Consider the following 12,199-nt stretch of genomic DNA (forward strand, 5'->3'; position numbering starts at 1 on the left):
AAGTTGTGCAACACTCTTCGACCCCCCCTAGCCCCCCCTTGTTAAGGGGGGGAACAAGAATACTGTTATTTCGTTGAAAATTGGTATTACCGAAAAGCCTAAAATAGGTTCGATCGTTCGGAATTCAGTCCTGGTGTCTAAGGACTAAAGTCCCAACGATCGAACCTATTTGATGAAAAGGAATTAAGCGGATAGTAAAAATCAAAAATCAACAATGAAGAAGATTTCCCCATTGTTGATTTTTAATTTTTAATTTACGCCACAGCAGCCATCGGGCGGCTAGCAGAAGGACGGCGATCGATCACTTGATCGACTAAACCATAATCCTTTGCTTCTTCAGCCGACATAAAGAAATCGCGTTCGGTATCTTCTTCAATGCGGGAAAGCGGCTGACCGGTATGATCTGCCAAAAATTGATTCAGGCGCTGTTTGTGGTACAAAATCTCTTTCGCCTGAATTTCAATATCGGTAGCTTGTCCTTGAGCTCCGCCTAGAGGTTGGTGGATCATAATCCGGGAGTGAGGCAAACTCATCCGCTTGCCTTTAGCGCCGGCACTCAACAGAAAAGCGCCCATACTGGCGGCCAAACCCAGACAAATAGTGCAAATGTCGGGGCGGATGTGGTTCATCGTGTCAAAAATGCCCATACCTGCTGTTACCGAACCCCCTGGGGAGTTGATATAGAGGTAAATGTCTTTCTCTGGATCTTCAGCGTCTAAAAATAGCAATTGAGCAACGATCAGGTTGGCTAAGTCGGAGTCAACCTGTTGGCCCAAGAAGACGATGCGATCGCGCAGGAGTCGCGAGTAAATGTCAAAGGCGCGTTCGCCGCGACCGGATTGTTCTATAACTGTTGGGATCATTGAACGGGCCTGCCTATTACGTATCTTTTTTTTATTTTAGCGATTTGGGTTCATTTATAGTTAGGGTGCGGTGGCGGGCGATCGACAAATCGACAAAATCCTTGAGTTTGGCAGGGTTGGGCTGTTAATTTGTGGAAAATGTGTCGGGCGGGCGATCGTCAGGGCGATCGATCTTGACGAAGCGGACATCAATCAAGGTTAAATGTTGTGGTGCGGCGATCGGATCGTGGCGAGAACTGAAATCGCTTGTTCGCGGCTGACACTAGGAAAGTGGGCGTTGCTGATTTAGAGTAGGAAAGGCTAAATATGCCAGTCATAGAAACCACTATCCACAAAGCTTCTGGATTTTAAACTTATTTTTTTTAGACCCTGATTAAGCAACGCCTAAATGATGGTACACCCGATGGGTTGACTGAAATGGGTGAAACACACTCATCAGCCGCAGGAATATTTCCTGGTCGTCCTTCTTTTGGAAAAAGCTCGACAACCCCTCAATTGAAACTTGAAAGAGGTGGCGTTGTGAGTATTCTTCTCGGTAAAAGCCCTGATGAAGTTGCCTTTTTCAACCGAAACATAATTAAGATTGAGAGGCTAAAGTAATGCTGACTGATACGATTGAGAAATATCTGCAATTATTCAAAGAGGCTTCAAATGCCGAAAAATCATTTAGAATTTCGCAGGAAATGCAAAAAGAATTTGCGGCATCGCCCCCTTCAATCAGTGAAGTGATTCAAGAGTTTGAAAAATATGTTTCAAATCCTGATTATCCTGGTGCTTCATTTGCAATGAGCGCAGCCTGGAATAACCTATCAAAGGATTACACTCCTATACTTTGTCAACTCCTCAATAATGAGAGCCATTATGGTCTCCACGAACAAGCTATTGAAATTTTGGAGGTATTGCGGGATGAAAGAGCAGTCCCTGCATTATCTAAAGCATTGACCTACCGCTGGTCATATGATATATGGTTCATTGTGCCAAGAAAGTCTCTTTGGGCATTAGCAGAACTCGAAACTCCTGAAGCAATAATGATTATCAAAGAGGCAACTCAATCTTCGGAAGAACTAATTCGTAACGATGCAAATATGATATTAGAGTATTTTAGAGAATCTGGCGTTGCTGATTTAGGGTAGGAAAGGCTAAATATGCCAGTCATAGAAACCAGTATCCACAAAGCTTCTGGATTTTAAACTTATTTTTTTCATGCCCTGATGAAGCAACGCCAAAGATAGTAACTGCGTATTGCAAATAAAAGGTTGTGACATCAAGACAATCTTCTTCGCTCCAGGTATCACTTTGCTCGAACGCTCTGTTAGTTTCCATCGCTAAATCCCCACTGGAATTCCATCCTATGAATCTTTTATATCAAATCTGAAACTTAAACGGATGAATTATCAGGTATGGCAGTATTCAGGACTGACGTACTCCGACTAAAGAAACCGGGTTTTTTACCGAATTTGTGGGCTGTAACGCGTCTTCTCGTAAAAAACCCGGTTTCTGCCCCCGGTGCCTCAGTCCTGCTTCTCAAATTTTAATCTGCCAACCTCGACGGTACATTCCATACAAAATTAACCACCAACACAATACCGCCGTCACCGCAAAAGCCAGAGAACCATTCAACGGCCCAGCCCAAGGCACAAACCAGTTTTCATAAATCCAAGTGTAAGTTGTTGGAGCAGTTTTACCAAGGCCGATATGAGTTTTTAACAAAAGTCTGGCGACAATACCGGAGGCGACAAACAAGAAAATTGCATTCAATCCCATGATTTCAAACGGCCATCCCCATTTCCACTTTCGCACTTCTATTGTTTCGTAGCAAGCCGCTAGCAATAGCAACGCCCAGCCTGCGGTAAAAACTACATAGGAACTCGTCCACAATTGTTTGTTAATCGGAAAGGAAAATCCCCACAAATGACCAATTACTAAGCAACACAATCCACTAATTACTAAATTTAAACTCGTGCGGGTTTTCACAGGCTGTACGCGCAGCCACTCTCCTGTAAAGTAGCCGCTCAGCACTGTCACGCTGGCTGGTAATGTGCTCAACAATCCTTCTGGATCGAAGGGGCCGCCTTTGTACAGGTGTTGGCTACCCAGAATTAGCCGATCGACATATCCACCTACATATCCCTCCGGCGTCAGTGCGTATTCAGTGTACCCCCCTACAGCAAATACGAATAATGCGCCCCAGTAGCCTAAAAGCACCGCCACAGCGAGCAGTTTTTGATGGCGGGGGGAAAGGTTCAGAATCGCGATCGCACTGATGAAATACGCCAGCCCGATGCGCTGCAATACTCCCATAATCCTGATTTTACCGAAGTTGGCGATCGGGGCGCCGTTCAAAAGTACGTCTAGGGCGATCGACGATGTATTTAGCAGCAATCCTAATACAAATAAAATCGCCGCGCGGCGCGCAATTCGCCAGTAGATATTTGTTGCTATTTTTTGAGGATTATCAGTATATTTTGATAGCGAAAAGGACATCGCACAGCCAACAATGAACAGAAAAAACGGAAAAACTAAGTCTGTCGGCGTGCAGCCGTGCCATTCTGCGTGATCGAGCGGCGGATACACCTGTTTCCAACTACCCGGGTTGTTGACTAGAATCATCGAGGCGATCGCAATTCCGCGAAAAACATCAAGGGATTTTAAGCGCATAAATTAAGTTATTGGTTATTGGTTATTTGTTACTTGTTATTGGTTATTAGTTATTGGTTATTTGCGATCTGTTCATGATAATAACTGATGCCCCATGCCCAATTCCCAATTCCCAATTCCCCATGCTCCATGCCCTATATCTCAATTCCTTCCAAATTCATGATCAGTGCATTCTTCATCAACATTTCGCAGCGATCTGCATAAAAAGATGCTGCCTTATCATACTTGTTGACTTGCAAGACGCGCAAAAACATTTGCCTTGCTTGCGCGAATTGCTGCTGGTAGTGAAAAAAAATCCCCTGTTCAAAATAAGTTTGCGTTTGTGCCTTTAGTTCGATCATCACATCCGAGTCACCGTCGTAAATTTCAAATACAGCAACTGGTGTTTGTTTTCCTTTTACCTGAACGCGATCGAGAAACCGGCACTTATAATTTTGGGGGTCATCAATCCGACACAAAGTCTGAACGCTAGCTACAATACCAACTCCGTAAAGCTTTGTCAATCCTTCCACCCGGGCCGCTAAATTCACAGCATCTGAAATTACGGTACTTTCCATCCGTTCCGCTTCGCCAATCGTACCCAACATTAAAGTTCCCGTGTGCAAGCCAATCCCAATAGAAATAGGTTGATAGCCACTATTTTGCCTGTGTTTGTTATAAATTTTAACTTGCTGCTGCATTTCAATTGCTGCTTGTACGGCATCCTCTGCACAGTTGGGAAATAAAGCCATAATCCCGTCACCAATGTATTTATCTATAAAACCGTTGTACTGCCGGATTACAGGCCCCACTCTGCTTAAGTAAGAGTTGAGAAAATCAAAATTTTCTCGGGGAGACATACTTTCTGACAAACTTGTAAATGAGCGAATATCGGCAAACATTATCGTCATTTCTGCCTGTACAGAGTCTCCGAGTCTAGCATCAACAATGCTTTCTATTTTCAAGAACCTTAAAAATTCTCGCGGGACAAATCGGGCGGAAGCTATGGCAATTTTTTCGAGTTCGCTTTTGCTGGCTTCGATTTGAGTCAAAGCGCGAAATGCTCTTAATGCTGTGACAACGGTGGTAAATAACTTTTTGTTTGTCAGTTCTGTTTTAGTTTTGTAATCGTTAATATCGTAGCTGACTATTACTACATCTTCTGGCACTTGTCCGGGTTGTCCGGTGCGTAAAATAATCCGCACTACTTTATTGTCTAAAATATCGCGAATGTATTTTACTACTTCCAAGCCTGCCTCTTCTGTTTCCATCACTACATCCAGTAAAATCAATGCTATATCTGGATGAGATTGAATTATTTCTTTGGCTTCTTTGCCCGAATAAGCACTAATAAATTCGATTGGTTTATTTTCAAATTTAAATTCATTTAAAGCAAGTTTTGTAATATTATGAATTTCTATTTCATCATCTACAATTAAAATTTTCCAATAGGCTTCTATTGCCTCTTCTTGAACCTCATCTTCAGCGGCAAATATTAATTCATCATCTACCGCCGCGATTAATTCCCCATCGCCCGCAGCGAACAAATTTTTACTAGCTTCTGACATTTATCGCTCTCCTAAATATAATTATATTAAAAGTGGCAGTATAATAACTAATTCCTAATTTTAGCGGGAAATTCAATCAAAAATCTTGTCCCTTTTTCTACTTGACTTTCACAGCTAATTGTGCCTTTAAGTTTTTGAGTAACCAGGTTGTAAATAATGTGCAGTCCCAATCCTGTGCCGCCCTGACCTCTTTTGGTGGTAAAAAACGGTTCAAAGATTTTACTGAGATTTTGTGGGGTAACTCCTTTACCATTATCTGCATATTCAAAGATTAGCCGATCGCCCTCTAGCATGATATCAAAGGTCAAAATTCCCTCGTCTTCTGCATCGTAAGCATGAATTAGAGAATTTAACACCAGATTTGTCACAATTTGACACAGCACGCCTGGGTAACTGTCCAGTACGATATTTTCATCGCACCTAATTTGTATTTTGTGCTTAGTTCTTCTTAGCTTGGCACTTAAGGATGTCAAAATCTCCTCTAAATAGTGTTTCACATTAAACGTGCGTTTTAATTCGCTCGACTGATCTACAGCAACTTCTTTAAAGCTGTGAATCAATTGGGCCGCCCGCGTCAGGTTCGATAAGATCATACTACTGCTTTGCATGGCCGTATCCAGGAACTTTTCTAACTCAGATCGTTTAATTTGACCCTTACTGTAAAGGTCAAAAAAATTGGTGACTTTTTCAGCCAGCAGGGAGGCGGCGGTGATTCCGATCCCGATGGGAGTATTGATTTCGTGAGCCACACCAGCTACCAACCCTCCTAGGGCGGCCATTTTTTCCGCTTCTACCAGTTTATTTTGAGCCGATTTTAAATCTTCTAAAGTTTGGGATAGTTCGGAGGTACGCTGCTGTACTAAGCTTTCGAGATTCTGACTGAACTGCTGTAAGTTGGTGTAAAGTTGAGCGTTTTCAATCGAGATAGAAATTTGAGAAGACAGCAGTTTTAATATTTCCAACCGCTCTGGTGTAAAAGCGCCTGCTGTGAGATTATTTTCTAAATATAGAATGCCGCTGAGTTTGCCTTGATGAATTAAGGGAGTGCAAAGAATTGATTTAGGTTCAACGGCAATTATATAGGGTGCGCGAGTAAATTGTCCTTGGCGAGTGGCATCATTTAAAACTATGCTTTCCTGAGTGCGGGCGACGTAGTTAACTACTGCAACTGCTAACAAAGTTACTTCTCGCTCCTCATCTATAAAATCTATAGGAATTGATTGCATGACATTAATGCGATCGTCATCTACAGAACCTGATGCTTCAATCACCCATTTTCCATCTTTTTCGAGTATGAAAAATCCTCTTTGACCTCCAGCATTTTCGATCACAATTTTCATCATTTTTGCCAGCAGTTTGTCGAGAACTATTTCGCCTGCTAAGGTTTGCGATGCTTTGACTGCCGTTGTCAAGTCTAGCACGCCTGCACTGTCACTTGTAGTGCAAGCGCTGCTGGTCGATTTATGAGTTTCTATATTAGTTGCAATAGAGGCAGAACTTAGCAACTGCGAGTATGTTGATTCTAAATGCACTACTTTGGCTTTTGCTCCCCAACACTGATAGCAATAACGCGCTTCTGTTAAGTAAGTTTTAGCGATTTTTTCTCGTCTTATTGATAGATAAAATGCTCCTGCCAATTCTGCCGCCATTGCTTGTACCTGTATGTATCCGTTTTCTTGGGCACCTTGAATTGCGCGATCGTAAAATTCCATTGCTATCATTGTGTCACCCAAAACTCTAGCTGTTTCGGCAGCAACTAAGTCACACTTGTGTTGCAAATTCATCGGTGCAAACACAGCTTTTTTTTGCATTTTTTTAAGGTTACTTCCTGCATAAAAAAGATGTTCTTCTTGTTCCTCATTTGTCGAGTTTTGATAGGCTGAAAGTCTGGTGAGAGCATCATAAAAATGGTATTCAGGAACATTTATAAATCCCGCCACTCCATCTAAATAAACTTCGGCTTGCGCGGCATTTTCTAGCGCTTGCTCGATATCTCCAAACAAATATGCTAATATTAGCTTTTGCAAATAAAAATGCTGGAGTCCCACGCGATCGTTAGCTTTTAATAGCAGCGGTAATAAAGTTTCTTCGCTGTAAGCTTCACCTGGAAAAAGGTCGGAATCCTGCAACTTTCCCGTCAACTGCAAAACAGTTTCCCGATATATTTGATTCCAAGTCAATACAGTTTCTTGCTTGAGTTGAAACAGCAAGTGATTGTAATTTGCCATTCTGAGTTCCAGTTGTGACAATTCTTGACCGATAAAATATAAAGACTGACAAATATTTACAGCCGCATATCCTACACTTTCTAAATCACCATTTTCTAGGGCGCTTTGATAGGCTTCTTCTAACAGCGGTAAAGTGTCTTTAACGTGATGCTTGCCGTGCATCAGAATGAAGCCTACTAAATTAAGAGTTTTGCTTTTAAATTCTAAAGCATTTAGGCGATCGCTCAATTTTAAAGCTAATTGACCAAAACGATCGCCCGATTCAATGTCTCTAACTATTCCTTTTAAAATTGCTCCGTAATTAGCATATCCAAAAGCAGAAAATATTGAATTACCGTAATTTATTGATAAATGAACTTGCTCGCACACAATTAGCGGTAACAGCATTGGTTCGACTATCAGCGTTGCAGAAAACATACTGGATAAAATTCGCATAGTTGCTAACTTGTGCGGATTCGTCATCACTGGCAAATTAATTAAATCTTCTATCTTTTTTCCTGTTAAATAAGCTGATGTTTTACTCAGTGCTTGCTGAGTGTGGAGGGGAATCGGCGATTGTGGAAAGTTTATTCCTAACATTTTGAGTGCTTCCAAACCAATTTTTACTGCTTTTTGCAGTTGGGTTTGCATGGCACAAGCGATGATTTTTATTTCAAATATTTTGATTTTATCCAGTTCATTTTTTGCGTGTTGCAGGACACTTTCTGCCCAGATTTCCATTTGTTCAAAGTCGGTATTGAGGTAAGCTGCTTCTGCTGCTGACTCGTAGAGTGCAAGAGTTAAATCGTAGTCAGTTTGCCAACTTTCGGCGGGAAGTAATTCAATACCTGCGGTTAAATATTTAACAGCGAGTTCGTAACCAGCAGTGGCTTTTGCTTTGCAACCTGCAATTAAATTTAATTGGCATAATCTAAATTTTTCTAAATCGCTGCTGATAATTTGTCTGGCGGCATTCAATTGATTTACTATATCAAAAACACGGTCTTCTAATTTTTCTGAAGGCGCGTTTCCAAGCAGGAATCTGCCGATATTTAGATGATTTTTTTGTTTGTCATAGGGGGAAATTAAAGCATAAGCTGCTTGCTGTACTCGCTCGTGCAAAAATTGGTAACTTGCGATCGCAGCATCGGCTACTGGTAGGGACAATTCATTAGTAAAATCTCTTGATACATTGTCTGTTAATTCTGTGCTTGCTGCTAGTGCTAGGGGGATTTTGTAACCGTTATTCACGGGCAAAATCAGACCAGACTGAAGTGCTTCCCAGAGGTCATTTGCTGCGGAAGCCAAGGATTTTTCGCGAACGACAGACAAAGTTTCTAAATCAAATTTGTTCCCTATGCAAGCTGCTAACTTTAGCATTTCCTGCGTATTAGGTGAGAGTTTCTGAATGTTATCTATCATTAATTCTACAACATTGTCAGTGATTCGCATTTCTTGTATTTGCTCGATATTCCAGTACCAATAGCCTGTGATTTGGCATTTATCCATAACTTGTTCAGCATTTGTTTGGGTAAAGTCAAAAATCTTAGCTTCTGAGCCACCGAGAAGACATTCGGAAGGTTGAAATTTAAACTGTAGCAATTTTTGTGAGTAAAGAGTTTTCAATAGTTGAGTCAAAAAAAATGGATTTCCTGCGGTTTTTTGAAAAAGCAATTCTGCTAAAGTTAATGATTGTTCTGGCTCGCAGTTGAGAGTATCAGCTACTAATTGATTGACGCTGTTAATATCTAAAGGCGAAAGGGCGATCTCACTTACACTCCCGCCTGCTTTTTTAATTGCTTCGGCGGTTAGGATTAGGGGATGATTTATATCTACTTCCTGTTTTCGATAGGCTCCAATTATTAACAAACATTGAGTTGTGAGGTCAGTTACTAGCAATTGAATTAACTTGAGCGAAGCGGAATCAACCCACTGCAAATCGTCGAGAAAAATTACTAGCGGGTGTGCTTTTTGAGCAAAGACACGAAGGAATTTTTGAAATACTAAATTAAAGCGATTTTGAGATTCATTTCCTCCTAAATCAGGGACTGGAGGCTGCGGCCCGACAATCAGTTCTACTTCTGGAATAACTTCAATAATTACTTGGCAGTTGCCTCCTGTGGCATTCAAGATTTTTTGTTTCCAAACTTGAAGTTTTGCGGCTGTTTCTGTGAGAATCTGGTGCAATAATTCTTGAAAACCTTGGAGCAAAGAAGCGTAGGGAATATCGCGTTTAAATTCTTCAAATTTGCAATCAATAAAATATCCATTTTCGCGCAAAACTGGTTTATTAATTTCATAAACTAACCACGATTTACCCAAACCCGGACAACCGGAAATCAGCACTATTTCTGTATTTCCTCGCCTCATGCGCTCGAAGGAAGTAAGTAGCAGGTGAACTTCGGCTTCTCGCCCGTAAAGCTTTTGGGAAATTTGCAGGTGACTCGATCGATCTTGCTCGCCGATCGCCTTCAGAGAAATTTCGCCTGTTGTTTGCAGTTGAATCAGGCATTTTTCTAAGTCATATAAAAGTCCGAAAGCGCTTTGATATCTATCTTCGGCAGTTTTTGCTAAGAGTTTCATTACGATATTTGCAACAGTTTTAGGAATAGCTGGGGTTTCTGTTGGCTCAGTTATGCGTTCTATTTTATGCTTTCTAATTTCACAAGGAGAAACTGGGGTTTTGGCAATATGACAGTGTACTAATTCCATCGGATCGGTGGCATTAAAAGGCAATTCGCCGCAGAGTATTTCATAAAATGTGACGCCTAGAGAATAAAAATCTGTGCGGTAGTCGATCGCCCGATTCATGCGTCCGGTTTGTTCCGGAGACATATAGGCGAGGGTTCCTTCGAGCAAAGTGGGATGACCTAGGGCGGGGTTTTCGCCCGGTAGCAGGGAGGCGATCGCAAAATCAGCAATTTTGACATCCCCCGTCTCGACATTGATAATAATATTGCTGGGTTTAATATCTTTGTGAATGATGTGTTGTTCGTGAAGTTTTCCGACAGTTTCTGCTAATTTTATGCCAATTTGCAAAAATTGTTGTAACTCTAGCTGGTTGTTTTCGATAAATTGCTTTAAAGAAATTCCGCCAAAATCTTCTAAAACTAAAACCGGAACGTGATTGTATTTTTCTAATTGGTAAAGCTTGACTATTCCGGAAATATTCAAGTTTTTAATAATTTCGTATTCGTGCAGGAGTTGGGCTATTCGTGCTGGGGTTGGGTAGGGCTGGGTGAGAGTTTTTAGGATAACGGGTTTTTGTTCGTCAAGCTGCATCCCTCGATAAATAACTGTGTGATGGTTTTTATAAAGTTCTTCATCAATGCGGTATCCTGGGAGTGAAATCATGAGTTTTTTGGTAATACTAAATTTACGTTATACGAGCCAAGCTTTAAGATTGAATAAATTAAAACTTAAATTATTTAGTGCATATATTTAAAGATGACTGGGTTTTATTGTGATTTTGTTCGTGATTGTTTGCGGTCTCTATATAGTTATCCCAAGTCTCAGGGATTGACAAATTAATTAACAATTCCTCAATCCGCAAATTTCAAATTTCAAATCTAAAAATGTAAAATCTAAAATCTAAATTTGTATCTCCAGAAATTTGAGACTGGGGTAGATGGCGGTTTTTACGGCAGTACAATGGCTGCTATTATAGATTTGAGATCAACTCGCCTCTACAGGGTGATGCTCGATAGTTTTTTGGGTAAACTCACCGATCTATATTCTAATCTTCAAAAAATCAGAAGTCACACTTTGCTATCCCAGCAGTGCCAAAATAAACTGGTGCGTGCAAATCAACAGCTAAAATCAAAAAACAATCATGCAGAATACAACTGTCTCAAATCCAGCCACTGCGGCCGATCGCGCTTCCTGCACCGCAGACATTAAACTACTGGTACTGGATATCGACGGCACGATCGCAGGTTTGTCAAATGACATCCGAAAACCTGTCAAGCAGGCAATTTTGGCCGCCGAGTCGCGGGGAGTAAAAGTGGCTGTGGCTACGGGCAGGATGTACCAGTCTGCTTTGCGTTTTCACTCACATATCGGCTCGACTTTGCCGCTGATTTGCTACCAGGGCGCCTGGATTCAAGATCCGGTGACTCAAAAGCGGCTGCGCCACTTGCCGCTGTCGAAACCAAGGGCTTTGCAACTGTTAGATCATTTTGAAGCACCGGAATTACGATCGCTCCTTTCGATCCATTTCTACATTGACGACAAGCTTTACGTACCGGAAATTACCGCAGCTACCCGGCTTTACGCCCAGCGATCGGGGATTGAACCAATTGTAATTAAAGATTTGCGGCGAGATATTCCGGGGGAACCGACGAAAGTTTTGGCTTTGTGCCAGAATCCGGAGGTACTCGACGGCTTGCTGATCGAGATGCGGCAGCGCTACACGCCTGCGGAGCTTTATTTGACTCGATCCGTTGCGACTTTTTTTGAAGCGACGCATCCTTTGGCGAATAAGGGAGATGCGGTGCAGTATTTAGCAGAAGAACTTTTGGGCTTGCAGGCGGCGAATGTCATGGCGATCGGCGACAATTTTAACGATGTCGAAATGATTTCCTACGCGGGTGTGGGCGTGGCGATGGGAAATGCTCCTGATGCGGTGAAGGCTGGTGCTAATTGGGTGGCGCCAGATGTCGAGGAAGATGGGGTGGCGGCGGCGATCGAACAATTTGTGTTGGGCGGCTGATATTTTCTCAACCTTATTAAGGACTCGCATTCCCCACTACAAACCTAATTATCATCAGGTTTGTAGTGGGGAATGCGAGTCCTCTGATTTCTATTAAGGACTCGCATTCCGAACGATCGAACCTATAACTTTAAAAAATGCCTTTCCACAGAAAAAGCACCGACGACTGGCCGTGTTTCGTCTCGGTGCTTTTTCTGGTTCGCTCCTCACACG

The 12,199-nt window shown here is 41.9% G+C and carries 7 protein-coding genes; 2 read left to right on the top strand and 5 right to left on the bottom strand.

Features of this window, described 5'->3' with window-relative positions:
- Positions 1-254: 254 nt before the first annotated feature.
- Positions 255-887, bottom strand: a complete 633-nt coding sequence (gene clpP / locus QT974_RS21355) for an ATP-dependent Clp endopeptidase proteolytic subunit ClpP (RefSeq protein WP_333470430.1) — start codon at positions 885-887, stop codon at positions 255-257.
- Positions 888-923: 36 nt separating this feature from the next.
- Entirely contained in the window at positions 924-1,052 is a 129-nt protein-coding gene (locus QT974_RS21360) for a hypothetical protein (RefSeq protein ID WP_333470424.1), read from the bottom strand.
- A gap of 410 nt (positions 1,053-1,462) precedes the next feature.
- On the opposite strand from QT974_RS21360, the gene QT974_RS21365 reads away from it, so the two are divergent.
- Positions 1,463-1,996 (top strand): HEAT repeat domain-containing protein, encoded by a 534-nt coding sequence (locus tag QT974_RS21365; protein WP_333470425.1) that lies wholly within the window; start codon positions 1,463-1,465, stop codon positions 1,994-1,996.
- Between the two features lie 391 nt (positions 1,997-2,387).
- Here QT974_RS21365 and QT974_RS21370 read toward each other — a convergent pair whose 3' ends face one another.
- The 3 genes from QT974_RS21370 to QT974_RS21380 all read right to left on the bottom strand — a co-directional run bounded on the left by QT974_RS21370 (position 2,388) and on the right by QT974_RS21380 (position 10,629).
- Entirely contained in the window at positions 2,388-3,521 is a 1,134-nt protein-coding gene (locus QT974_RS21370) for an acyltransferase family protein (protein ID WP_333470426.1), read from the bottom strand.
- A gap of 134 nt (positions 3,522-3,655) precedes the next feature.
- Positions 3,656-5,068: an adenylate/guanylate cyclase domain-containing protein gene (locus QT974_RS21375; RefSeq protein WP_333470427.1), complete on the bottom strand. Its 1,413-nt coding sequence runs from the start codon at positions 5,066-5,068 to the stop codon at positions 3,656-3,658.
- Between the two features lie 47 nt (positions 5,069-5,115).
- Positions 5,116-10,629 carry a trifunctional serine/threonine-protein kinase/ATP-binding protein/sensor histidine kinase gene (locus tag QT974_RS21380; protein ID WP_333470428.1) on the bottom strand — a complete coding sequence of 1,838 codons (5,514 nt, stop codon included), beginning with the start codon at positions 10,627-10,629 and terminating at the stop codon, positions 5,116-5,118.
- 478 nt (positions 10,630-11,107) lie between these two features.
- On the opposite strand from QT974_RS21380, the gene QT974_RS21385 reads away from it, so the two are divergent.
- Positions 11,108-11,986, top strand: a complete 879-nt coding sequence (locus tag QT974_RS21385; RefSeq protein ID WP_333470429.1) for a Cof-type HAD-IIB family hydrolase — start codon at positions 11,108-11,110, stop codon at positions 11,984-11,986.
- The last annotated feature ends 213 nt before the right edge of the window (positions 11,987-12,199 follow it).

The sequence above is a fragment of the Microcoleus sp. BM001215392 genome, assembly GCF_036700185.1.
Taxonomy (GTDB): Bacteria; Cyanobacteriota; Cyanobacteriia; order Cyanobacteriales; family Microcoleaceae; genus Microcoleus.

What these genes read in the sequence shown, in the direction of transcription:
- QT974_RS21375 (WP_333470427.1), bottom strand. Translation starts at nt 5,068, where the DNA reads ATGTCAGAAGCTAGTAAAAATTTGTTCGCTGCGGGCGATGGGGAATTA.
- QT974_RS21370 (WP_333470426.1), bottom strand. Translation starts at nt 3,521, where the DNA reads ATGCGCTTAAAATCCCTTGATGTTTTTCGCGGAATTGCGATCGCCTCG.
- QT974_RS21365 (WP_333470425.1), top strand. Translation starts at nt 1,463, where the DNA reads ATGCTGACTGATACGATTGAGAAATATCTGCAATTATTCAAAGAGGCT.
- QT974_RS21385 (WP_333470429.1), top strand. Translation starts at nt 11,108, where the DNA reads ATGCAGAATACAACTGTCTCAAATCCAGCCACTGCGGCCGATCGCGCT.
- QT974_RS21380 (WP_333470428.1), bottom strand. Translation starts at nt 10,629, where the DNA reads ATGATTTCACTCCCAGGATACCGCATTGATGAAGAACTTTATAAAAAC.
- QT974_RS21360 (WP_333470424.1), bottom strand. Translation starts at nt 1,052, where the DNA reads ATGTCCGCTTCGTCAAGATCGATCGCCCTGACGATCGCCCGCCCGACA.